Origin of the sequence: Streptomyces sp. UG1, assembly GCF_049974585.1 — a bacterium.
Classification (GTDB): domain Bacteria; phylum Actinomycetota; class Actinomycetes; order Streptomycetales; family Streptomycetaceae; genus Streptomyces.
On record NZ_JBNGGG010000030.1, the window covers coordinates 133,908 to 155,210 of the forward strand.

Genomic DNA, 21,303 nt, shown 5'->3' on the forward strand with positions numbered 1-21,303 from the left:
CCGCCGTATGAGAGTGCTGAGACTGCGGTTGTACGGCGTCGTGTTCCTGGCCGTGCTCGCGCTGCTGCTGTCGTTGTCCGTGGCCGTCTACCAGCAGGCGTTCACGCCGGTGGTGCGGATCACTCTGGAGGCCGACAGCCTCGGCAACCAGCTCGACCCGCGCGCCGACGTCAAGCTGCGCGGGCTGCTGGTCGGCGAGGTGCGCGAGGTGCACGCCGACGGGACGAAGGCGCGCCTCGACATCGCGCTCAAGCCGGAGCACGTCGCGTACATCCCGTCGGACGTGCACGCGCGGCTGCTGCCCAAGACGCTGTTCGGCGAGAAGTACGTCGACCTGGTGCCGCCCGGCCGCTCGTCGGCCCGCCCGATCCGCGCCGGTGACGTCATCACCCAGGACCGCACCCGCGTCGGCATCGAGGTGCAGCAGCTCCTGAACGACCTGATGCCCCTGCTGCGCACCGTCCAGCCCGGCAAGCTCAACGCCACCCTGTCCGCGTTCGCCACCGCCCTCGACGGCCGCGGCGACCGCATCGGCGACAACCTCACCCGCCTGGAGGCCTACCTGCGCCGCCTCAACCCCCACCTGCCGTCCCTCACCGAGGACATCGCCCGCTTCGCCGAGGTCGCCGAGATCTACGGCGACGCGGCGCCCGACCTGATGGACATCCTGCGCAACTCGGTCACCACCAGCCGCACGCTCGTCGAGCAGAAGGACCGGCTGGCGGCGGCGCTGAAGACCACGGCGACCGTGGCCGGCACGGCCGAGGACTTCCTCGACGTCAACGGCGACCGGCTGATCACACTCGGCCAGGTCTCCCGCCCGACACTGGAGCTGTTCGCCCGCTACTCCCCCGAGTACCCCTGTCTGCTGGCCGGTCTGGTCCGGCAGGAGAAGGCCTCGGAGGAGGCGTTCCGGGGCGGAAAGATGCACATCACGCTGGAGGTCGTACGGCCGCAGGGGGCGTACGAGCCGGGCGAGGAGCCGCGTTACGGCGAGCGGTCGGGGCCGAACTGCCACGGTCTGCCGCACCCCCGGGTGCCGGCGCCGGGCGCTCATCTCGACGACGGTTCCAAGAAGCCGGGTTCGTCCTCGGACGGCGGCCCGCTCGGCGTCTCCGCCACCCGGGGCGAGCAGCGGGCGGTCGGCTCGCTCGTGGCCCCGGTCCTCGGGGTGCCGGCCGACCAGGTGCCGCCGGTCACGACCCTGCTGTTCGGGCCGCTGGCGCGCGGAACGGCGGTGAGTGTGGCATGAGGACTACGGGAGGAGCCCGGCAGACCGCCGCCCCGCTGATCAAGTTCAGCGTCTTCGCGCTGGTGACGATCCTGGCGACGGCCCTGCTCGCGGCCACCATCGTGAACATCTCCTTCACCCCGAAGGACACCTACCGCGCCGTCTTCAGCGACGTCACCGGCCTGGAGGAGGGCGACGACATCCGGGTGGCCGGGGTGCGGGTCGGCGAGGTCGAGGGCATCCAGATCAAGGACCGCACGCTGGCCGAGGTCACCTTCACGGTCGTCCGGAACCGGCCCCTGCTGACCAGTACGGGCGCGGTCATCCGGTACCGCAACCTGGTCGGCCAGCGGTACATCGCGCTGGCGGAGGGCGCGGGCGACGGCACCCGGATGCGCCCCGGGTCGACGATCCCGCGGTCGCGCACCCAGCCGGCGCTGGACCTCAACGCCCTGCTGAACGGCTTCAAGCCGCTCTTCGCCGCGCTCAGCCCGAAGGACGTCAACCAGCTCGCCACCGAGATCATCAAGACCCTCCAGGGCGAGGGCGGCACGGTCAACAGCCTCCTCGTGCACACGGCATCCCTCACCTCCACGCTGGCCGGCCGCGACAAGCTGATCGGCTCGGTGATCGACAACCTCAACACGGTGCTGGGCACGCTGGACAAGCGCGGCGCCCGCTTCTCCGGCCTGCTCAAGCAGTTGCGCCGGGTCATCTCGGGCCTCGCCGCCGACCGCAAGCCCATCGGGGAGTCGCTGGTGAGCATCGGCGATCTGACGGAGGCGACCTCGGGCCTGCTGAAGGACGCGCGCCCGCCGCTCAAGGACGACATCGCCGAGCTGACCGAGCTCACCGGAACGCTGAACGACAACGAGAAGACCGTGGAGGGCGTGCTGAAGCGGCTGCCGAACAAGCTGGGCGAGCTGACGGGAACGGCGTCCTACGGCTCGTGGTTCAACTTCTACCTGTGTGACTTCGACGGCCGGATCGTGCTGCCGAAGACGAAGACCCGGTCGCAGCAGGTGCTCACGCCCGATCTGCATGTGGCGAGGGCGAGGTGCGGGGCATGAGCAGCCGTAAGCACCGGCCGGAGCCGCTGATCAAGGTGCGGGTGGAGCCCCCGCGCATACGGCTCCCACGCCTCCGCCGTCCGCACCTCTCCCCCTTCCGCGAGCGCAACCCCGTCGTCATCGGCGCCGTCGGCCTCACCGTGCTGGCGCTGCTGACGGTGGCCGCCTTCAACGCCGACCGCCTGCCGGTCATCGGCGACGGCGAGACGTACAGCGCGGCCTTCGCGGAGGCGGGCGGTCTCAAGCCCGGCGACGAGGTGCGGATCGCCGGGGTCAAGGTCGGCAAGGTGCAGGAGGTCGACCTGGACGGCGACCACGTGAAGGTCACCTTCAAGATCAAGGGTGAGCCTGCCTTCGGCGCCGAGACCGGCGCGTCGATCCGGGTCAAGACGATCCTGGGCGCGAAGTACATGGCCCTGCACCCGAAGGGCCGGGGCCAGTTGGCGCCCGGCAGCGAGATCCCGCTCCGGCGCACCACCCCGGCGTACGACGTCGTCCAGGCCTTCAGCGACCTGACCACCACGACGGAGAAGGTCGACACCGACCGCGTGGCGAAGGCCCTGGACACGATCTCCGCCACCTTCGAGGACTCCCCCGCGGAGGTACGCGAGTCCATCAAGGGCCTGTCGCAGATCTCCCGGACGGTGGCCTCCCGCGACAAGGCGCTGCGCGAGCTGCTCGACCACGCGAACGGTGTCACGGGCGTCCTGGCGGAGCGCTCTTCGGACTTCACCGCCCTGGTCAAGGACGGCGACAAGCTGTTCAAGGAGATCAGCGCGCGGCGCGAGGCGATCCACAAGCTGCTGAAGAGCTCCGCCGCGCTCGGCATCCAGCTCTCCGGTCTGGTCCAGGACAACGAAAAGGAGATCGGCCCCGCGCTCAAGGGCCTCAACCGCGTGGTGGACATGCTCGAGCGGAACCAGTCCAGCCTGGACCGGAGCATCAAGCTCATGGCCCCTTATGTCCGGCTCTTCACCAACACCCTCGGCAACGGCCGCTGGTTCGACTCCTACGTCCAGAACCTGGTCGCGGCTCCGGTGGTGCCGCGGGCGCAGTCGGGAGGTGGTGCCCAGTGAGCAGCCGTTGGAAGAAGCGCGCGGCCCTGCTGACCGCCCTGACCCTGGTCGCCGCGCTCACATACGTCCTGTGGCCGCGCCCCGAGCCGGTCCGGGTCACGGCGTACTTCCCGCGCACGGTCGGCATCTACCCCGGTTCGGACGTCCGCGTGCTGGGCGTGCGGATCGGCGAGGTCAAGGAGATCACGCCCGAGGGCGGCCGGGTGCGGGTGGAGCTGGAGTACGACGCGGACCGCAGGGTCCCGGCGGACGCGCAGGCGGCGATCATCAACTCATCGGTGGTCAGCGACCGTTATGTGCAACTGCTGCCGGTGTACCGGGGCAGCGGCCCGGCGCTGCGTACCGGCGACGAGATCCCCGAGTCGCGCACGGCCGTACCCGTCGAGCTGGACCGTGTCTTCGACAGCCTCCACACCACGGCCGAGGCGCTCGGCCCGGACGGCGCCAACAAGGACGGCGCCCTGTCCCGGCTGCTGGGCGTCAGCGCGGACAACCTGGACGGCCAGGGCAGGAACCTGCACCGGACGATCGAGGACCTGTCGGCGGCGGTGACGACCTTGTCCGACGGCCGCACGGACCTGTTCGGCACGGTCCGCAACCTCCAGGTGTTCACGGCGGCGCTGGCGGCGGACGACAAGAGCGTGCGGTCGTTCAACACCAGCCTGGCGAAGGTGGCCGGTCAACTCGCCGCCGAGCGCAAGGACTTGGCGGCGGCGCTGAAGAACCTGGGCACGGCGCTGGGCGATGTGTCGGCCTTCGTGAAGAACAACAAGAAGTCGCTGACCTCGAACGTGGAGGGCCTCAGCAAGGTGACCAAGGTGCTCGTCACGCAGCGCGCGGCGCTGGAGGAGCTGCTGGAGGTGGCCCCCACGGGCATGTCGAACCTCAACAACGCCTACAACCCGTCGGCCGGCACCCTCGACACCCGCAACAACGCCGACCAGGCACAGGATCCGGCGTCCCTGCTGTGCTCGATCCTGCGGACGACCGGGGAGCGGACCGACTGCCGGGACCTGAACGAGCTGTTCGACTCCCTGCCCGAGGTACCCCAGGGACCGGCGGTCACCGGCACGGTCGACCGCACCCTCGGCGGAATCCTGGGGGCGAGCGCATGAGGCGGGTGCTGCGCAAGGGCGGGGTGGTCGCATGGGCGGCGGTCGGTTCGCTGTTCCTCTCCGGCTGCGAGTTCAACGGCTGGTACGACGTCCAGTTGCCGGGCGGCGCGGCGGCGGACGGCAATGCGTACCACGTCACGGTCGAGTTCCGGGACGTACTGGACCTGGTCCCGCAGTCGTCGGTGAAGGTCAACAACGTCACCGTCGGCGCGGTCGAGAAGGTCGAGCTGGACGGCTGGCACGCGCGCGTACGGCTGCGGGTGGCCGACTCGGTGAAGCTACCGGCCAACGCGATCGCCGAGCTGCGGCAGACCAGCATGCTCGGCGAGAAGTACGTGGCGCTGTCGAGGCCGACGGACACGGAGCCGGTCGGCCGACTGGACGACGGCGATGTGATCCCCCTGTCCCGCAGCGGCCGCAACCCGGAGGTCGAGGAGGTGCTGTCCGCGCTGTCGGCCCTGCTCAACGGCGGCGGGGTGGCCCAGCTCAAGACGATCACCGTGGAGCTGAACAAGGCGCTGGAGGGGCGGGAGAACCGGGTCAAGTCGCTGCTGAAGGAGCTGGATGTCTTCCTGGGCGGCCTGGACAAGCAGAAGCAGGACATCGTCCGGGCGCTGAAGGCCGTCGACCGACTCGCCAAGCGCCTGGGCAAGGAGAAGGAAACCATCGCCGAGGCGGTGGAGGAGATGCCACCGGCGCTCAAGGTCCTGGCCGACCAGCGCCGCGACCTGACGCGCATGCTCACCGCCCTGTCGAAACTCGGCAAGACGGGCACCAAGGTGGTCAACGCCTCGCACGACGACACGGTCGCGAACCTGAAGCGGCTCCGCCCGATCCTGCAACAGCTCAACAAGGCGGGCGACGACCTGCCCAACTCCCTTGAACTGCTGACGACTTACCCCTTCCCTCGCAACGCGGTGGACGCGATCAAGGGCGACTATGTGAACCTCCACATCACCGCGGACCTCGATCTGGCGGGGATCTACGGCAACTTGACGGAGGAGCCGGGCGGCGACGGCGGGGACGGGGACCCGGACGGGCCGCCGGAGCTTCCCTCACCCCCCGACCTGCCGGACGTACCGGACCTCCCGGAGGTGCCGGGCGTGCCGACGCCCACGGCGCTGCCGGACGGCCCGAGCGCGCCGTCGTCACCTTCGGCCCCCTCCGGGGGCGGCGGAGACCTGCTGTGCCCGCCGGTGTGCACGGCCGCCGCGTACACGGCCGGGAACAACTGGCCGCCCCAGGGGATCAACCTCGAACTCGCCGAGCTGCTGCTGAAGGGGGTCCAGCCGTGATCACCCGTACGGTCAAGTTCCAACTGCTGGCCTTCACCACCATCACCGCAGTAGGGGTGTCATACGTAGGCGCCGAGTACACGGGCCTGGTGGACGAAATCCTGGACCGCGGCTACACGGTCCGCGCGGACTTCCCCGACTCCGGGGGCGTCTTCCCTGGCGCCGAGGTGACGTATCGCGGGGTGCCGGTGGGAAAGGTGGGCGCGCTGCACCTGACGGGCAAGGGCGGCGTGTCGATCGCCCTGGACATCGAGGACGGGGCGCCCGGCATCCCCGCGGACACCCTGGCCGTGGTGGCTAACCGCTCGGCGGTGGGCGAGCAGTACGTGGACCTGCAGCCGCGCACGGCCGACGGCCCCTACCTGCTGGACGGCAGTGACATCCCGCGCCGCAACACCCGCGTACCGCTGCCGACGACGGACATGGTCCTCAGCCTGGACCGCCTGGTGAACTCGGTCGGCAAGAAGGACCTCCGGGTGACGATCGACGAGCTGGGCGAGGCCTTCGCCGGAACCGGCCCGAACTTGAGCCGCCTGGTGGACTCGGGAAACGACCTGGTCGAGTCGGCGTCCGACGCGCTGCCGGAGACGATCGCGCTGATCGAGGACTCGAGGAAGGTGTTGAAGACACAGGCGGACCAGGGATCGTCGATCAAGTCGTTCGCGAGCGATCTGGCTGCTCTCACCGCCCAGTTGAAGGCGAGTGACGGGGACCTGCGCAAGCTGATCGGCAACGCGAGGCCGGCGGCACAGGAAGTGAACTCACTGCTCAAGTCCGTGGACCCCGACCTGTCGGTCCTACTGTCGAACCTGATCAGCGGCGGCCAGGTGACGCTGGCGAGGCTGCCCGGCGTGGAACAGGCCCTGGTCACCTTCCCGGTGATGGTGGCGGGCAGCTACACGGTCGTACCGGGCGACGGCACGACCCACTTCGGCATGGTGCTGAACGCCGACGACCCGCCGGCGTGCAAACAGGGCTACGGCACGCCCCGCCGCGACCCGTCGGACACGAGCACGCGCGAGCCGAACACACAGGCCCGCTGCACGCTGCCGCGCGGGAGCGAGTCGTCGGTGCGGGGCGCGCAGAACGCGCCGGGCGCGTCGGCGCCGGACGGCGGCGCGGACCGCGCGGCCTACGTCACCCCGTACGACCCGGAGACGGGCACCACCACCGGCCCGGAGGGAACGCCCGTCCGGATCGGCTCGACGGGCGGCCAGCGAACCGTATTCGGAAAGGAGTCGTGGCAATGGCTACTCGTTGGCCCGATGGCATGAGAAGAGTTCTGTCGGTGGGGTTGGCGACGGCGACGGTCGTCACCACCGCGCTCACGATCTGGCTGGCCTTCGTCGTCCTGGACCAGCGCGAGACGGACCAGCGCCGCCAGGAAGTCCTGGCAGCAGCCCGCCAGTCAGCCCTGAACTTCACGTCCCTCGACTACCGCCACTACGACCGCGACAGCGCGAACGTCCTGTCGGGCGCGACCGGCGACTTCAAAAAGCAGTTCGCGGCGCAGACGAAGCAGTTGACGGAGCTGGTGGCCCAGAACAAGTCGGTCTCCGAGGGCCAGGTCCTGGAGGCGGGCATCGTCCGCTCCGACGAGAACTCCGCGCGCGTCCTGGTGGTGGCCGACAGCAAGGTGACGAACACGGCCGTGCCCAAGGGCGAGGCGCGCACGTACCGCCTCCAACTGGACCTGGTCCACAAGGACGGCCGCTGGCTGACGTCGGACGTCGAGTTCGTCGGCTGACAAGCACGAGTGAGGAGTACGAGGACCATGCCGAAGACGACCGCCACTCGGCGCACGATGACGGCGGCAGCCCGCGCGGCGGCCAAGCGAGCGGAACGCGGCCACCGCGAACGGGACTCGGCAGTCACCGTCGCGGGCCGCACCGTGCTGATCGAGGCCCCGAAGAACGGCTGGGAGGACCCGCCGGAGCCGTCATCAGAGGCTTTCGAGAAAGACGACGCCCTACCGAAGGACCTCCCTAAGGACCTCCCAGGCACGCCCGTCCGCCGAAGGCCGCCGCTCCCGGCACTGCTCGGCATCCTGCTCGTGGCGACCTTGATCGCAGCGGCCGTACTCGGATGGCACTCCTGGAACGCCCACCGCACGGAGACCGCCCGCACGGAGGCCCTGGCGGCGGCCCGGAAGGCGGCACCCCACGTCCTCTCCTACGACTACCGCCACTTGGACAAGGACTTCGCGAGAGCCCGTACCCACCTGACGGGCGGCTTCCGCGAGGAATACGGGAAGACGACAAAGACCGTGGTCGCCCCCACGGCCCAGAAGTACCGGGGCGTGGTCAAGGCAACGGTCGCCGCCCCGGCCTCCGGCGGAACCCCGGCGGCCTCCGTCGTCTCGGCCTCCCCGGACAAGGTCGTGGTCCTGCTTTTCATCAACCAGGTGACCGAGAGCACGCAGGTTTCGGTGCCGCGGGTGGATCTGAACCGGGTGCGGATGACGATGTCCGACACGGACGGCGGCTGGAAGGTGAGCGCGGTGGACGCGCTCTGAGTAGAGGCTGCCCGAGGTATTGACCGGTCAATTGGCCAATTGTACTGTCCAAATGTGTCCGCACCCCTTTACGTGCAGATCAGGCGAGAGCTGGAAGCCAGAATCCGGTCCGGTGACCTGGCCGCCGGTGCACGCCTGCCGACCGAGATGGATCTTTCCGCGGAGTACGGCGTCAGCCGGGCCACAGCCCAACGGGTCCTCAACGACCTGGCCGAGGCGGGGCTGGCGATCCGGCGGCGGCGTCACGGAACGTTTGTCGCGGACGTGAGGCGGCAGATCAATCTGCTCGGCTTCGTCACTCCGGAGGTGGCCGCGAAGGGCACTCCGGGCCGACACGAGGTCGTGTCCGCACGGATCGTCAGGGCCGCCGACGCCGTCCTGGCGCTCCCCGGTGCCGCCGCCGACACGGCCGTGGTGGAACTGGTCCGCCGGAAGCTGGACGTACGCGAGGAGCCGCAGTCCGTCGAACGGCATGTCGTTCTCTTCGCGGCAGCTCCCGATCTGCTGAACGAGGACCTCGAAGACCTCGTCACCCTGCCGTATCTGCGGCGCACAGGAGTACCGGTCGACTCGATCCGCCTCTACCTCGACCCGGTGAGCCTCGACGAGTACGACGCCGCGTTGCTGCACAGCGAGGTCGGAACGCCTGCGCTGATGAGGCGCAGGGAGTTGCGTACCGACGACGCAAGCGCCGTCGAGGTGGTGACGACCCTGGTCCGCCCGGGAACCGCCGAGTTCTTCCTGGAGCTTCCCGTCCCCGCCCCATGAGAAGGAGCCCGGAACAATGAAGATCATCATTGTCGGTGCCGGCGCGCTGGGCGTGAGCGTCGCGAGGCAGCTCGCTCTGGCGGGCGAGGACGTCGTCCTGCTCGATCAGCGGGGAGCCGGCACCGGTACGTCCTCGACCACCTTCGCCTGGATCAATTCGTACCGCAGGCTCGACCCGGACTACCACCGGCTGGGCGTTGCGGGGATGGAGGAGCACGGCAGGCTGGCCGGGCAACTCGGGGGCACGCGGTCGTACTTCCCCAGCGGGGCGCTGCAGTGGGCGGACTCCTCGAGCGAGCAATGGCTCGCCGACAACGTGGAACGGCTGCGGGCCCTCGGCTACCCGGCCCGCTTCGTCACGCCTGACGAGGCGACGCGGTTCGCGGGCGACCTGCGGATCCCCTCGGCCATCACGTCCATCGCGCACTTTCCCAGCGAGGGATACGTGCTGCCGGACCTCTTCGTCGGCAACCTGCTGGCCGACGCCGAGCGGCACGGAGCCACGTACGCGATCGGCCGAGTCGTGGCCGTCGCGGACAAGCCTGACGCAGTGTCCGTCACCCTGGCCGGAGGCAAAGTCCTCAGGGGCGATCGAGTGGTCCTGGCGGCAGGCCGTTGGTCGGAGCGTCTGGCCGCCCGGGCCGGGATCGACGTTCCGATGGTGACGGGGACCGGCCGTGGATCGCCGACCGTCGGTCTGCTCGGCTACGCCAGGTCCCCGGAACTCGACCTGCGCTGTGTGATCCACAGCCCCGGGCTCAACCTCCGGCCCTCGGCCGGCGGGCACGCGGTCCTGCAAGCCCTCGATCTGAACGCGCACGTCGATCCGGACAACCCTCCGTCCCCGGACGGAAACCTCGCACGTACCCTCGCGCAGCGGTTCTCCGCGGTGCTGCCCGACCCGGGCGAGCGACCGCGGATCGGCCTCCGTGTCGGTCTGCGATCACTGCCCGTGGACGGGCACACCATCGCCGGCTACCCGTCCGGGCAATCCCGCGTCTACTGTCTCGTCTCGCACAGCGGGATCACCTTGGCGCCGATTCTGGGACGCCTGGTCGCGACCGAGATCGCGACCGATCAGGAGCAGGACCTCCTCCGGGCTTTCCGGCCCACACGATTCACCGGCACCCGGCGCTCGGACACGGAGGTGGCACAACACGCCACCAGGCTGGGTGAGCAGTAGCTCACCGCTCCGACCGTCCTGTCAGACCGGCACGGCTTCCCGTGCCGGTCCCTCCTGCGGGCTGTCGACGACCAGCAACCGCATGCGGCCGTCGGGCTCCCATACGACCGGCCCGCCCGGCTCGAGGCCGAGGAGGCGGACCACCCAGCGGAGACGCAGGCGAGCGAGGGAATCGATCAGGTCCAGGGGCTGACCGCCGTGAAGGAACTGTCGGCGCGGAAAGTGGCGTTGTCCTGGTAGCGGTCGATGCGCAGCTCGTAGAAGTAGTGGCGGAGATAGCGGCCGGGGTAGTTGTACGACTCCAGGCTGACCGAGCCGACGGTCGCGCCCGGACGCGCGCAGTACGTGGCGTCCTTGTTGAAGAGCGTCGTGCCGTTGCTCACGTCGAAGCGGACCCGGAAGTCCCAGTGGCGCAGATAGCGGCCGGACGAGTCACGGAACGAGTAGCACTTGGAGTCGGCCAGCCCGGGGACGATGGTGAAGGTGGCGCTCTGCTTGACCGCCGTTGCGCTGGAGGACGTCACCGGGTCGAGGTAGCCGCGGCCGTCCGAGCGCACGACGGCGTAGCGGCCGGGGAAGTTGGCCGATCGGAGCGAGCGGGTGGCGTTGGCCGGTAGGGCCGTGCCGGTGGTGACCGGGTCGATGCCGCTCAGGGTGGGGACGACCTTCTCGATCAGGTCGTCCGAGGTGAACTCCAGCTTGTCGATGGTGGTTTCGCGGTGGGTGCCGTCACCGCCGGGGATGGCGAATCGGTGGTAGGCGATGTACCAGTCGTCGGTGTTCGGCACCTGGACGACGGAGTGGTGGCCGGTCCCCTTGATGCCGAGCGAGAGGTCCTTCTCCAGGATCACGCCCCGCTTGGTCCAGGTGGACGGCGGGAACGTCTCCATCTATGGGGACCACAACGTTCCCCAGCAGCACTGGGCCCTCACTCCGACCGGCGACGGCTACTACTACCTCACCAACCGGTTCAGCGGACTGTCGCTCAACGTCGACGCAGGCTCGACCGCCGACGGGGCCAACATCAACCAGTTCACCTACGACCGCGCGCCTGAGAAGCAGTGGCAGATCATCGCCCTCTGACGGTCCCGACCACGGAGAGCGGTGCGGATACGCCCGCTCCCGCCACTTCGCTGCGGCATGGGAAGACTGCGTCTCGGAACTGTCGGGCGCATTCGACCGGTGCGTAGATCGCCGCGAACAGGACGGCCCGGCAGGCAGACGGGCGGCAAGACCGGTTGGCGCAACCCTACGAATGCGATAGCGGTCTCGATGCCGACCTGCCGTTCGGCGCAGGTCGGTAGGTGCGGTCAGGTCCGCGCACCGTAGAGCGCGGTGAGTTCGGTGGCCACGGCGGCGAGTTCGGCGCGGGCCTCGGGCGGGTCGAGGACCTCGACAGCGGCGCCCAGGGAGAGCAGGCCGCGTACGTCGGGAAGTTCGCGGAAGGCGAGTTCGGCGCGGGCCCAGCCGTCATCCGTGGGGTGGGGCGGGGCGACGAGCTGGGAGGCGAACAGGCGCTGGAAGATCTCCAGTTGCGCGCGGCGTACGCGGCAGCGGACCCGGATGCCGTCCGGCAGGCTCTCGAAGCGTTCGCGCAGCAGGGCCCAGACGGTGGCCAGGTTCTGGCCGGGACGGCGGTGGACGGGTTCGTCGGTGACCTCGGCGGCCATGACGCGGTCGGCGCGGAACAGCCGGGGCTCACCGTCCCGGTCGGCGACCAGGTACCAGACGCCTGCCTTGCTGACCAGCCCGTACGGGTCGACGGTGTGGCTGCGCGGCTCGCGGGCGTCGCTGCTGCGGTAGGTCAGCCGGAGCCGGCAGTCGGTGAAGGCGGCGTGCTGGAGCTCTGCGAGATGGGCGTCGGAGGCCGTTTCGATGCCGTGCATCCAGCGGACGGGGTCGACGAGGACGCGCTCGCTGGTGCGCTCGGCCTCGCCGCGGTGCGGGGCGGGCAGCGCGGCCATGACCTTGCGCAGCGCGGTGCGGATCGCCTCGCCGAGGCCGAGGGCGTCGTGCGTGCCCTCGGTGGCGAGGACGAACAGGGCGCGTGCCTCGTCGTTGGTCAGCCCGGTGACGTCGGTGCGGTAGCCGGGCAGCAGCCGGACGCCGCCGCTGCGTCCGCGCTCCGTCCACACCGGGACCCCGGCGGCGGACAGCGCTTCGACGTCGCGGTAGACGGTGCGGACGGAGACCTCCAGGTGGTCGGCGAGTTCGACGTGGGAGATCCGTTCGCGGGTCTGCAGGAGCAGCAGGATGGACAGCAGTCGGTCGGCTTTCACACGAGTGAGCGTAAATCCTGACGTCGGGTGTCACGTATGGGTGGAATGCTCACTGCCACCCACCTGACCTCGCACCATGGGGAGACAGGCGCACGCCATGACAGTCACACTTCTGACCGACACCACCACGGGAACCGTCCGCGGATCCGTACTCCCGCACGGAGGTCGACTCTTCGCCGGTATCCCCTTCGCCGCACCCCCGGTGGGGGAGTTGCGGTTCCGCCCGCCCCAGCCGCCCCGGCCGTGGCAGGGCGTCCGCCAGGCCGACAGCTTCGCACCGGCGCCCGCCCAGGGCGCGTCATCCCTGGTGCCGGGGGCGAGCCGGACGTCCACCTTCCCCGCCTTCCCCACGGCGGAAATCCGGGAGACGTCCGAGGACTGCCTGTATCTCAACGTCTGGACGCCCACGACGACGGCCGAGGACGCCCTCCGCCCCGTCATCGTGTGGATCTACGGCGGCGGATACGACGCCGGCTCCGCCGCACCCCCGTACAGCGACGGGGCCACGCTCGCCCGGCAGACCGGCGCGGTCGTCGTCACCGCCAACTACCGCCTGGGAGCACTCGGTTTCCTGCACCTGGCCGACCTCGGCAGCCAGTGGGCCGGGTCGACCAATCTCGCCCTGCAGGACCAGATGGCCGCACTGAGCTGGGTACGGGACAACATCGCCTCCTTCGGCGGTGACCCCGGCAACATCACCGTGGCCGGGCAGTCCGCCGGTGCCTTCTCCATCGGAGCCCTGCTGGCCGCACCCGCAGCAGCCGGCCTCTTCCACAAGGCGATCCTGCAGAGCGGCAGTACGTCCCGGATCTTCGACCGGGCCACCGCCACCACCATGGCCGAGGACCTGATCAGCGCACTCCGCCTCGACAGCCCCGAGGACCTGCTCACCGTCGCCTGCCAGCGGATCCTGGACGTGCAGAGCACCGTCGTCACCGGCGACATCGGGCAGCGCAACCTGCCCGGCGGCCGTTCCTGGGGTGCCGTACTCGACGGCAGCGTGCTGCCCGTCGCCCCGCAGCAGGCCGTCGCCGACGGCGCCGCCGCCGACATCGGAGATGCGGCGCGCCGGTGTCACGGAACCTGAGAAGTTCCTCGACGCCTACCGGAGCCGCACCGCCGACCCCGACGACCTGTCAGCCCTGCGCAGCGCCTTCCTCACCGACGCCCTCTACCGGATCCCGGCCACGCGTCTGGCTCAGGCCCAGGCAGGGGCCGGAGGCCGCGCCTACCACTACCTCCTCGTCGACGAACCGTGCGGACCGGCCATGGGAGCCTTCCACGGCGCCGACCTGCTCCACGTCTTCGACAAACTCGCCCTCGTCGGCGCCGACACCCCCGAACACCTCACCGCCCGTGACACCCTCGTCGGCGCCTGGGGCGCCTTCGCCGCCACCGGCGACCCGGGCTGGCCGCCGTACGCCCCGGAAGCCGCGGGCAACTCCCGGGCCATCGGCGGCTCCCCGGCCGATGCCGACGGGATGATCACCGAACCCCCGGCCGACGACGTCACCGCGCTCTGGCCCGCCCGGCCGTCCTGACGCACCCGGGAGCGAGAGCGACCGGCCGGCTTTACGGAAACGCCGTGGGAACCCTGACGCTGGATGTCACGTATGGCGCGGAATGCCGTCTGCCGTCCGAAGATCGCGCGAGCGAGACTCTTCCGAGCAGCAGAGCACCATGTCATTACGGCGGCCAGGATCTGCATGGTCTGCGACCGGACCCGTGCCTCCAACCGTCTGCGCGGGCTGCTGGCCGGCATCCTCCCCGCCCTGGAGCGTGGGTGGCTTCGCGGCCGCGGAGCCCGCTGGTCAGCCGTGCTCGCCCGGACCGCAGTGGAAGCCGTCGGCCGGCGGCACACCGCGGTTCCCGGTGAGCAGGCCGCCGCCCGGCTGGCCCAGGCTCTCGCGCTGGAGCTGCTCGGCCTCGACCGTGGCTCGCGAGGACCGTGGCCACTGGCTCGATGCGCCTTCGGCGGGTGCCGGCCCGCTCCTGCCACCTGTCGACGTCTAAGCCCCAGGCCACTCCACGGCGGGCGGACGGCCGCAGGCCGCGTTTGCTGAGCCGACGACGCAGGTGGTCGTAGCCGTAGCCCTTGTCGGCGTGGAGCGCGGCCGGCCGGCGTCGGCGCGGACCGTGGCGGGAGCGGATCGGCGGGATACCGCAGACGAGGGGCTCCCGGGCCTGGCTGTCGCGCAGGTTCGCGCCGGACCAGTCATGCGGTCCGCGTGTGATGGCTTTACGCCTGCTGCCCGGAGAAGGACTGGCCACTGCGCCCGGGAGCCAACAGCGTTACGGGGTGGAAGGGCCGGGGAGTTCCACTGCCACCGACTCCGGAGATCCCCACGGTTCCTCCAGTGCGGCCCGTAGTGCGGTGACGGTATCCGCGCCGACGCGTTCGGCGAGCGCGGCTTCGAGCCCGGCCAGTATCTGCATCGTCTCCGCGCGGCGCCGGACACCGGCCGCCGTGAGGCGCACGAGCTTCGACCGGGCGGAGTGCGGATCGCTCTCCAGGGTCACCACGCCCACGGCGACAAGTTCATGGACCCACTGGTGCGCGGTCGGGGCGCTCACGCCCAGCCGCCGGGCCAGCTCGGCGATGCTCGCTCCCTCTGACGGGAGCTGACTGAGCAGGGTCACGTGTGCCGCGCTGACGGCCGGCCCGTCTTCCTGGGCCTCGAACGCAGTGGTCAGGGCGGTTCGGAACCAGTTGTGTGCGCGCCACAGCAGCCGGATGAGCGGCTCGGATTCAGGCGGGGAGGAGGACATGGGGTTCTGCTTTCACGGTGAGGCGGTCGGTTCGGCGCGGTCTGCCGATCGTAGGCCGGTCAGGTCTGGTGCCCCACACCACCGGGAGCTGAGCTTCCGAGATCAGCATTCATTAGGTAGCCTACGATTAGGCTACCTAATGGTGAGCTCAAATCGATCCCACCCCTCCGACACATGCCTCCGATTCCCACCAAACCGATGGAAGGCAGGACGATGACGACAGGATCGCCTGAATCCCCCCTCACCGCGGGCACCTCGCGGCGACGTCTGATAGCCGCCGCGGCCAGCGCCACCGCCGGCACGGCAGCCCTCGCGGCCTCGCCCGCCCCCGCCCAGGCCGCCACCTCCACCTCGGCCGGGACCGCCGCCGACCGCCCGGGGCGCGGCATGAAGGTGATCGCGGTCGAAGAGGCGTTCTCCGTTCCGGAGCTGATCCCGTGGCCGGGCGAAGCCCGCATGCCCCCCGGCTGGGGGCAGGAGTGGGGGCGCCGGCTCGCCGACTTCACGGAGCTGCGGCTGGCGGACATGGACGAGCACGGGGTGGACATGCAGGTCCTCTCGCTCACCTCACCCGGCGTGGAGGCCATCAAGGACCCCTCAAAGGCCGTGGCCACGGCCCGCCGGGTCAACGACCGCCTGGCCGACGTGGTCGCCGCCCACCCGACACGGTTCACCGGCTTCGCCACCCTGCCGTTTCAGAACCCGCAGGCCGCCGTGGCCGAACTGCGCCGGGCGGTGGAGCAACTCGGCCTCAAGGGAGTCCTGCACAACGACCACGTCCAGGGCCACTACCTCGACGAGCCGCAGTTCCGGCCGGTGTGGGCCGAGCTGGAACGGCTCGGCGTGACGCTCTACCTCCATCCCGCGCTCTTCCCCGCCGATCAGTGGCGGGTGTTCCAGGGACACCCCGTGCTGAGCGGGCCGTCCTGGGGATGGACGGCGCAGGTCGGCGCCCACGCACTTCGCCTGATCTACGGCGGAGTGTTCGACGAGTTCCCCCGGGCCTCGGTGACGCTGGGGCACATGGGAGAACTGCTGCCTTTCCAGCTGGCCCGGCTCGACAGCCGCTACCACCAGGCCGACCCCAAGAGCAGGCCACGCCACCTGCCCTCCCACTACCTGCGGCACAACCTCTACGCGACCACCAGCGGCGTCTTCTCCCACGCGGCCCTCCTCGGAGCCGTCCAGGCCATCGGCGCCGACCGGCTGCTGTTCGCCGTCGACTACCCCTACGAATCAACCGCCGAGGCAGTCGAGTTCCTCCGCACAGCGCCGTTCCCCCGCGCCGACCTCAAACGGATCGCACACCGCAACGCGGCACACCTGCTGAACCTCTGACCAAGACAGCAGCAGTAACAGTGGGGCGCTGTGCCGTCCCGGCGGACGGGGGCGGGCCCATGGTCTCTGCGATGACGGCGAAGGGCGATTGCCTTCCGGTCCGGGCGACCGGCTTCAGGTGGCCATGCGGCTACGGCGCCCATCCGGCGCTGAGGGTCTGCGCGTCCGCGCGGAACTTCATTCGTTGGCGTAGCGGAGCGCGCGCAGGATGCGCTCCAGGTGGCGGCGATCCTCGGATGAGAGCGATCCGGTGACGGATCAACCCCTCCTTCGCCACGCGGTCGGCGAGCCGGGTGAAGCCGCCGAGCTGAAGGACAAGGCCTCCGCCAGGTCCGTCATCCGTTGCCCAACTGTTCCAGGATGCGGTTGGAGAGCCGTGCGAAGGTGGCGAGTTCGTCCGGGCTGAGGGCGTCGATGACCAGGCGGCGGACCGTGGCGACATGGTGGGGTGCGGCGGCCTCGATGATTTTGCGGCCGGCCGGTGTGATGGCGACGAAGGCCCCGCGTCCGTCCTCGGCGCATTCTTCCCGGGCCACCAGGCCGCGTTTGGTCATCCTGGCGATCTGGTGGGACAGGCGGCTCTGTTCCCACTCGATGGTGCCGGCGAGGTCCTGGAATCGTTGCCGACCGTCGGGGGTGTCGGTGAGGGCGACGAGGATCTGGAAGTCGGCGCCGGACAGTTTGTGCGCCTTCAGGTCACGCTCAAGCGTGGCCCAGAGCTTCTGGTGCAGGCGGATGAAGGCACGCCAGGCGTCCTGCTCGGCGGGGCTCAGCCACGCGGGTGTGTCGTTCATGCGCAACGAGTTTACCTGGATGCTTGACACGTCATACACCTGCGCCTAACGTGCATGACACATCATATGACGCGTCATGCATTCGGACGCGAAGATAGATGATGTGACATGTAGTGGGCCTGTGTCGCCCTTGACTCAACAAGAAGGAGAAGGCCGTGGCGGAGAAGAAAGTGATCGCGGTGGTCGGCGCGACCGGTTCCCAGGGCGGCGGGCTGGCCAGGGCGATCCTGGCCGACGCCGGTGGTGGGTTCGCGGTACGTGCACTGACCCGCAGCCCCGACTCGGACGCCGCACGCGAGCTCGCGGCCCTGGGCGCCGAAGTGGTGAAGGCCGACCTCGGCGACCTGCGGAGCCTGACGGAGGCGTTCGACGGGGCGCATGGGGCGTTCCTGGTGACCAACTTCTGGGCGGACATGTCGCCCGAGCGGGAGAAGCGGGAGGCGGCCACCATGGCCCGGGCCGCCAAGGCCGCCGGCGTGGCCCATGTGATCTGGTCGACGCTGGAGGACACCCGCGACTACATCCCGCTCGACGACGAGCGCATGCCGACGCTGATGGGCGGCTACAAGGTGCCGCACTTCGACGCCAAGGCCGAGGCCAACCAGTACTTCACCGATGCCGGGGTGCCGACCACCTTCCTGCAGACCACGTTCTACTGGGAGAACCTGCTCGGCCCGATGGCGCCGCGGCGGGGAGACGACGGCCGACTCGTGCTGGCCATGCCCATGGCCGACAGCCTGCTCGCCGGCATCGCCGTCGAAGACATCGGCAAGACCGCCTACGGCATCTTCCGCCGCGGCGGTGACCTCGTGGGCCGCACCGTGTCCATCGCCGGCGAGCACCTGACCGGCAAGCAGATGGCCGAGCAGCTCAGCGCGGCCCTGGGTGAAGACGTGGCGTACGTGCCGGTGCCCTTCGACGTGATGCGGGCGCAGCCGTTCCCCGCCGCGGCCGAGTCGGGGAACATGTTCCAGTTCTACGCGGAAGTGCCGCAGTTCAACGCGGTCCGCGACCTCGACGTCGTCCGCGGCCTGAACCCGCAACTGCAGACGTTCCAGCAGTGGCTGAACGCACACAAGCACGCCTTCGCCGGCGCCTGACGGGCGACCCGGCGGATCTTATTCCACGCATCTGATCCCCAGGGCCCGGCGTTCTCGCGAAATACCGCTTTCCTCCCGCACATCGGGACGCATCACGAGAACGCCGGGCCCTGTCTGCCTCCCCCCTGATTGGTCAACTCATGAACATCGTTTTGTGGATTCTGGCCGGCCTGCTCGCCGCGCTCTTCCTGGCCGCCGGCGGCGCGAAGCTGGCCCAGCCGAAGGAGAAGCTCGTCGCCTCGCCGAACATGGCGTGGGCCGAGGACTTCTCTCCGGGCACGCTCAAGCTGATCGGCGCCCTGGAGGTGCTGGCCGCGGTCGGGTTGATATTGCCCGCCGCGCTGGACATCCTCCCCGTCCTGGCGCCGCTGGCCGCCGTCGGCCTCGTGCTGCTGATGGCCGGGGCGGCGATAACCCACGCCAGGCGCAAGGAGTCCAGCGCGATCGTGCCGAACCTTGTGCTGATCGCGCTGGCCGGTGCGGTGGCGTGGGGCCGCTTCGGCCCGTACCCCTTCGCCTGATCGCCGGCAGCGTCCGTACAGGGAGGAACAGGGAGGAACACCATGCCCGCCATCACCGTCGAGGACGTCCTCGTCCTGCCCCGCCTGCCCGCACTCGCCCCGGCCAGGACCCGGGTCCGCGAGGTGCGCCGGCTGGTCACCGCACCGCGCGGCTACGAGGGTGAGGGCTTCCCGGTACGCCGCGGGTTCGCCGATGTGCCCCTGTCGGAACTGGATCCCTTCGTCCACTTCGATCATCTCGGCGAAGTGGACCTGGCCCCCGGCGAGCCCAAAGGGACCCCGTGGCATCCGCACCGCGGCTTCGAGACCGTCACGTACGTCATCGACGGCATCGTGGACCACCAGGACTCCAACGGTGGCAGTGGGCGGATCGCCGACGGCGACACCCAGTGGATGACCGCCGGGGCGGGCATCCTGCACATCGAGGCGCCGCCGGAGAGCCTGGTGATGAGCGGGGGCGTGATCCACGGCACCCAGCTGTGGGTCAACCTGCCCCGGGCGAAGAAGCTGGTCCCGCCCCGGTATCAGGACATCCGCGGCAGCCAGGTGGCGTTGCTGACCACACCGGACGGCGGCGCGCTGATCCGGGTCATCGCCGGCGACATCGCCGGGTACGCCGGACCGGGGGTCACGCACACGCCGATCACGCTGGCGCACATCACCGTCGAGCCCGGCGCCCAGGTCGGCCTGCCCTGGCACCCCGGATACAACGCGCTGGTCTACGCCCTGGCCGGCGCCGGCACCGTCGGCGCCGAGAGCAGGCCGATCCACGTCGGTCAACTCGCCGTGCACGGGCCCGGGGACGGCCTGCGCCTCGCCGCCGCGCCGCGGCAGGCTTCACACACCCCGAAGCTGGAGCTGTATGTCATGGGCGGACAGCCGATTCGTGAACCGGTCGCCCACTACGGCCCGTTCGTCATGAACACCCGCGACGAACTGGTCCAGGCCTTCGAGGACTACCAGGCCGGCCGACTCGGCGTCATCCCCGCCACCCGGCTGCCGCACACCGGATGACCGGCCACCGAATCTCCCGGGCCCGCGGCACGGTCGTGGTTCAGTGCCGACTCAGCCGCGGTATGCGCGCGCGCAGTTTCGGGAACTGGGCGAGGGCGTTGGTCCGCTCGAGAGCGATCCTCTGGCGCGGGCTGTAGACGCCGTCGACGGGCGGTTCGGGGTCGCCCGCTCGCGGGTCCGGCAGACGTCCCTCGAGGAACGGCATCTTCTCTAGGTTGTCGGCCTCGAAGAGGTTGTGGACGGGCGGCCAGTCGCTGCCGAACAGGACACCGTTGTAGATCAGGCTCGTCATCGCGCGGGTCGCGTCGAAGGTGTACTCGTAGACGAAGTTCAGTGCGGGGATGTCGGGGCCGTAGCGGAGCTTCGGGGCCGGATTCACCTCCGGACCCGTCGGGTGGACGTAGACATAGCCGCCGTGGTGGTCGAGGACCTCGTACAGCGGCGCGAACGAGGGGTCGCCCAGGTAGCGGGCCCTGGTAATTGGTGAGCAGACAGATGCCGTCGAGGTCCAGCTCACCGAGCGCGCGGTCCACCTCGGCCACCGCGCCCTCGCTGTCCGGCATCGGGGTGACCGCGAAGATCCCGAACCGGTCACCACGGGTGCGCACGAGGTCGTGGGCGTAGTCGTTGACCGCGCGGGCGGTGACGCGGCGGTCGTCGACCGGGCCGAGGGCAGGGTGTCGGCGAGGCCGCCGTGGCGCTCCAGGTAGTCGTAGTACACGTCGGGGAAGTAGTGCGCGTGGGTGTCGATGCGCCAGTTGCCCTTCGGCAACCCTCGGCCGGACGGTGCCGCGACGAGGGGCGCACCCGATGCGCCTCGATCAATCCTCGACGAGGTGAGGTGCTCCGTACGGGGTCCATGTCTGGGGCTCCTCTTCTCGCAGGCCCGTCGTCGTCCGGACGGCCCCGTGGATGGGGCCGGGGACGCGGGACAGGGGCAGGCCGGTGCCGTTGTGGGTGTGGGCGATGATCTCGGCGGTGATGGAGATCGCCGTCTCCTCGGGGCTGTGGGCGCCGAGGTCGAGCCCGATCGGTGAGTGCAGGCGGGCCAGGTGTTCCTCGGGCACGCCGGTCTTCCGCAGACGTTCCAGGCGGTGTTCGTGGGTGCGGCGGGAGCCCAGCGCGCCGATGTAGCCGACCGGGAGGCCGAGGGCCAGACGGAGCAGGGGGATGTCGAACTTGGCGTCGTGGGTGAGGACGCAGATCGCGGTGCGGGCGTCGACCTCGGCGTGCTC

Annotated in this window: 23 protein-coding genes and 2 pseudogenes; 17 read left to right on the forward strand and 8 right to left on the reverse strand. The window is 70.1% G+C overall.

Going from position 1 to position 21,303, the window contains the following annotated elements:
* Nucleotides 1-7 precede the first annotated feature (7 nt).
* The 10 genes from ACP4J3_RS30845 to ACP4J3_RS30890 are packed head-to-tail and all read left to right on the forward strand — an operon-like array spanning nucleotide 8 to nucleotide 10,253.
* Entirely contained in the window at nucleotides 8-1,252 is a 1,245-nt protein-coding gene (locus ACP4J3_RS30845) for an MCE family protein (protein WP_426539353.1), read from the forward strand.
* On the forward strand, nucleotides 1,249-2,301 hold the full coding sequence (locus ACP4J3_RS30850) for an MCE family protein (protein ID WP_426539355.1): 1,053 nt from the start codon (nucleotides 1,249-1,251) through the stop codon (nucleotides 2,299-2,301). The genes ACP4J3_RS30845 and ACP4J3_RS30850 overlap by 4 nt, the downstream gene beginning before the upstream one ends.
* Nucleotides 2,298-3,377 carry an MCE family protein gene (locus ACP4J3_RS30855; protein WP_426539356.1) on the forward strand — a complete coding sequence of 360 codons (1,080 nt, stop codon included), beginning with the start codon at nucleotides 2,298-2,300 and terminating at the stop codon, nucleotides 3,375-3,377. Before ACP4J3_RS30850 ends, ACP4J3_RS30855 begins: the two co-directional genes overlap by 4 nt.
* The gene (locus ACP4J3_RS30860; RefSeq protein ID WP_426539357.1) at nucleotides 3,374-4,492 is read left to right on the forward strand and encodes an MCE family protein; all 1,119 of its coding nucleotides are present in this window, start codon (nucleotides 3,374-3,376) and stop codon (nucleotides 4,490-4,492) included. Before ACP4J3_RS30855 ends, ACP4J3_RS30860 begins: the two co-directional genes overlap by 4 nt.
* Nucleotides 4,489-5,787, forward strand: a complete 1,299-nt coding sequence (locus ACP4J3_RS30865; protein ID WP_426539358.1) for an MCE family protein — start codon at nucleotides 4,489-4,491, stop codon at nucleotides 5,785-5,787. Before ACP4J3_RS30860 ends, ACP4J3_RS30865 begins: the two co-directional genes overlap by 4 nt.
* On the forward strand, nucleotides 5,784-7,061 hold the full coding sequence (locus ACP4J3_RS30870) for an MCE family protein (RefSeq protein ID WP_426539359.1): 1,278 nt from the start codon (nucleotides 5,784-5,786) through the stop codon (nucleotides 7,059-7,061). Before ACP4J3_RS30865 ends, ACP4J3_RS30870 begins: the two co-directional genes overlap by 4 nt.
* A complete protein-coding gene (locus tag ACP4J3_RS30875; RefSeq protein WP_426539360.1) occupies nucleotides 7,058-7,534 on the forward strand; it encodes a hypothetical protein in 477 nt (158 codons plus the stop codon). Before ACP4J3_RS30870 ends, ACP4J3_RS30875 begins: the two co-directional genes overlap by 4 nt.
* A 27-nt stretch (nucleotides 7,535-7,561) precedes the next feature.
* Complete coding sequence (locus ACP4J3_RS30880; RefSeq protein WP_426539361.1) at nucleotides 7,562-8,302, forward strand: hypothetical protein; 741 nt, start codon at nucleotides 7,562-7,564, stop codon at nucleotides 8,300-8,302.
* Nucleotides 8,303-8,356: 54 nt separating this feature from the next.
* Entirely contained in the window at nucleotides 8,357-9,070 is a 714-nt protein-coding gene (locus ACP4J3_RS30885; protein WP_426539362.1) for a GntR family transcriptional regulator, read from the forward strand.
* 16 nt (nucleotides 9,071-9,086) lie between these two features.
* Nucleotides 9,087-10,253 carry an NAD(P)/FAD-dependent oxidoreductase gene (locus ACP4J3_RS30890; protein WP_426539363.1) on the forward strand — a complete coding sequence of 389 codons (1,167 nt, stop codon included), beginning with the start codon at nucleotides 9,087-9,089 and terminating at the stop codon, nucleotides 10,251-10,253.
* Nucleotides 10,254-10,274: 21 nt separating this feature from the next.
* On the opposite strand, the gene ACP4J3_RS30895 is transcribed toward ACP4J3_RS30890, so the two are convergent.
* On the reverse strand, nucleotides 10,275-10,397 hold the full coding sequence (locus tag ACP4J3_RS30895) for a hypothetical protein (protein WP_426539365.1): 123 nt from the start codon (nucleotides 10,395-10,397) through the stop codon (nucleotides 10,275-10,277).
* 32 nt (nucleotides 10,398-10,429) lie between these two features.
* Nucleotides 10,430-11,131 (reverse strand): annotated as a pseudogene (locus ACP4J3_RS30900) (AbfB domain-containing protein); the annotation flags it as partial.
* Here ACP4J3_RS30900 and ACP4J3_RS30905 point away from each other — a divergent pair.
* Entirely contained in the window at nucleotides 11,073-11,336 is a 264-nt protein-coding gene (locus tag ACP4J3_RS30905) for an RICIN domain-containing protein (protein ID WP_426539366.1), read from the forward strand. The pseudogene ACP4J3_RS30900 and the gene ACP4J3_RS30905 overlap by 59 nt on opposite strands.
* A gap of 227 nt (nucleotides 11,337-11,563) precedes the next feature.
* Here ACP4J3_RS30905 and ACP4J3_RS30910 read toward each other — a convergent pair whose 3' ends face one another.
* Nucleotides 11,564-12,532 carry a helix-turn-helix transcriptional regulator gene (locus ACP4J3_RS30910; RefSeq protein WP_426539368.1) on the reverse strand — a complete coding sequence of 323 codons (969 nt, stop codon included), beginning with the start codon at nucleotides 12,530-12,532 and terminating at the stop codon, nucleotides 11,564-11,566.
* Between the two features lie 97 nt (nucleotides 12,533-12,629).
* On the opposite strand from ACP4J3_RS30910, the gene ACP4J3_RS30915 reads away from it, so the two are divergent.
* Nucleotides 12,630-13,619 carry a carboxylesterase family protein gene (locus tag ACP4J3_RS30915; RefSeq protein WP_426539369.1) on the forward strand — a complete coding sequence of 330 codons (990 nt, stop codon included), beginning with the start codon at nucleotides 12,630-12,632 and terminating at the stop codon, nucleotides 13,617-13,619.
* Nucleotides 13,591-14,073 (forward strand): carboxylesterase family protein, encoded by a 483-nt coding sequence (locus tag ACP4J3_RS30920; protein WP_426539370.1) that lies wholly within the window; start codon nucleotides 13,591-13,593, stop codon nucleotides 14,071-14,073. Before ACP4J3_RS30915 ends, ACP4J3_RS30920 begins: the two co-directional genes overlap by 29 nt.
* Before the next feature lie 481 nt (nucleotides 14,074-14,554).
* Here ACP4J3_RS30920 and ACP4J3_RS30925 read toward each other — a convergent pair.
* Both ACP4J3_RS30925 and ACP4J3_RS30930 read right to left on the reverse strand, forming a co-directional pair.
* Nucleotides 14,555-14,743 (reverse strand): annotated as a pseudogene (locus tag ACP4J3_RS30925) (IS5/IS1182 family transposase); the annotation flags it as partial.
* Between the two features lie 81 nt (nucleotides 14,744-14,824).
* A complete protein-coding gene (locus ACP4J3_RS30930) occupies nucleotides 14,825-15,301 on the reverse strand; it encodes a MarR family winged helix-turn-helix transcriptional regulator (protein ID WP_426539371.1) in 477 nt (158 codons plus the stop codon).
* 213 nt (nucleotides 15,302-15,514) lie between these two features.
* Between ACP4J3_RS30930 and ACP4J3_RS30935 the strand changes: the two genes are divergently transcribed.
* Nucleotides 15,515-16,639 (forward strand): amidohydrolase family protein, encoded by a 1,125-nt coding sequence (locus ACP4J3_RS30935; protein WP_426539372.1) that lies wholly within the window; start codon nucleotides 15,515-15,517, stop codon nucleotides 16,637-16,639.
* 335 nt (nucleotides 16,640-16,974) lie between these two features.
* Here the strand turns inward: ACP4J3_RS30935 and ACP4J3_RS30940 are convergent, their stop codons facing one another.
* Nucleotides 16,975-17,433, reverse strand: a complete 459-nt coding sequence (locus ACP4J3_RS30940; RefSeq protein WP_426539373.1) for a MarR family winged helix-turn-helix transcriptional regulator — start codon at nucleotides 17,431-17,433, stop codon at nucleotides 16,975-16,977.
* Between the two features lie 155 nt (nucleotides 17,434-17,588).
* Between ACP4J3_RS30940 and ACP4J3_RS30945 the strand changes: the two genes are divergently transcribed.
* From ACP4J3_RS30945 to ACP4J3_RS30955, 3 genes are all read left to right on the forward strand, one after another.
* Entirely contained in the window at nucleotides 17,589-18,533 is a 945-nt protein-coding gene (locus tag ACP4J3_RS30945; RefSeq protein WP_426539374.1) for an NmrA/HSCARG family protein, read from the forward strand.
* Nucleotides 18,534-18,673: 140 nt separating this feature from the next.
* Nucleotides 18,674-19,054 (forward strand): DoxX family protein, encoded by a 381-nt coding sequence (locus ACP4J3_RS30950; RefSeq protein WP_426539375.1) that lies wholly within the window; start codon nucleotides 18,674-18,676, stop codon nucleotides 19,052-19,054.
* 42 nt (nucleotides 19,055-19,096) lie between these two features.
* Nucleotides 19,097-20,068 carry a pirin family protein gene (locus ACP4J3_RS30955; RefSeq protein WP_426539377.1) on the forward strand — a complete coding sequence of 324 codons (972 nt, stop codon included), beginning with the start codon at nucleotides 19,097-19,099 and terminating at the stop codon, nucleotides 20,066-20,068.
* Nucleotides 20,069-20,108: 40 nt separating this feature from the next.
* On the opposite strand, the gene ACP4J3_RS30960 is transcribed toward ACP4J3_RS30955, so the two are convergent.
* Together ACP4J3_RS30960 and ACP4J3_RS30965 are read right to left on the reverse strand one after the other, a co-directional pair.
* Nucleotides 20,109-20,840 carry a hypothetical protein gene (locus ACP4J3_RS30960; RefSeq protein ID WP_426539378.1) on the reverse strand — a complete coding sequence of 244 codons (732 nt, stop codon included), beginning with the start codon at nucleotides 20,838-20,840 and terminating at the stop codon, nucleotides 20,109-20,111.
* Between the two features lie 49 nt (nucleotides 20,841-20,889).
* On the reverse strand, nucleotides 20,890-21,303 hold a 414-nt coding region (locus tag ACP4J3_RS30965; protein ID WP_426539379.1), incomplete at its 5' end, for an XdhC family protein.

Excerpts from the sequence above, each read along its gene's own strand:
- ACP4J3_RS30950 (WP_426539375.1), top strand. The coding sequence starts at position 18,674 with ATGAACATCGTTTTGTGGATTCTGGCCGGCCTGCTCGCCGCGCTCTTC.
- ACP4J3_RS30920 (WP_426539370.1), top strand. The coding sequence starts at position 13,591 with ATGCGGCGCGCCGGTGTCACGGAACCTGAGAAGTTCCTCGACGCCTAC.
- ACP4J3_RS30890 (WP_426539363.1), top strand. The coding sequence starts at position 9,087 with ATGAAGATCATCATTGTCGGTGCCGGCGCGCTGGGCGTGAGCGTCGCG.
- ACP4J3_RS30880 (WP_426539361.1), top strand. The coding sequence starts at position 7,562 with ATGCCGAAGACGACCGCCACTCGGCGCACGATGACGGCGGCAGCCCGC.
- ACP4J3_RS30940 (WP_426539373.1), bottom strand. The coding sequence starts at position 17,433 with ATGAACGACACACCCGCGTGGCTGAGCCCCGCCGAGCAGGACGCCTGG.
- ACP4J3_RS30905 (WP_426539366.1), top strand. The coding sequence starts at position 11,073 with ATGCCGAGCGAGAGGTCCTTCTCCAGGATCACGCCCCGCTTGGTCCAG.
- ACP4J3_RS30875 (WP_426539360.1), top strand. The coding sequence starts at position 7,058 with ATGAGAAGAGTTCTGTCGGTGGGGTTGGCGACGGCGACGGTCGTCACC.
- ACP4J3_RS30855 (WP_426539356.1), top strand. The coding sequence starts at position 2,298 with ATGAGCAGCCGTAAGCACCGGCCGGAGCCGCTGATCAAGGTGCGGGTG.
- ACP4J3_RS30930 (WP_426539371.1), bottom strand. The coding sequence starts at position 15,301 with ATGTCCTCCTCCCCGCCTGAATCCGAGCCGCTCATCCGGCTGCTGTGG.
- ACP4J3_RS30935 (WP_426539372.1), top strand. The coding sequence starts at position 15,515 with ATGACGACAGGATCGCCTGAATCCCCCCTCACCGCGGGCACCTCGCGG.
- ACP4J3_RS30845 (WP_426539353.1), top strand. The coding sequence starts at position 8 with ATGAGAGTGCTGAGACTGCGGTTGTACGGCGTCGTGTTCCTGGCCGTG.
- ACP4J3_RS30850 (WP_426539355.1), top strand. The coding sequence starts at position 1,249 with ATGAGGACTACGGGAGGAGCCCGGCAGACCGCCGCCCCGCTGATCAAG.
- ACP4J3_RS30915 (WP_426539369.1), top strand. The coding sequence starts at position 12,630 with ATGACAGTCACACTTCTGACCGACACCACCACGGGAACCGTCCGCGGA.
- ACP4J3_RS30955 (WP_426539377.1), top strand. The coding sequence starts at position 19,097 with ATGCCCGCCATCACCGTCGAGGACGTCCTCGTCCTGCCCCGCCTGCCC.
- ACP4J3_RS30865 (WP_426539358.1), top strand. The coding sequence starts at position 4,489 with ATGAGGCGGGTGCTGCGCAAGGGCGGGGTGGTCGCATGGGCGGCGGTC.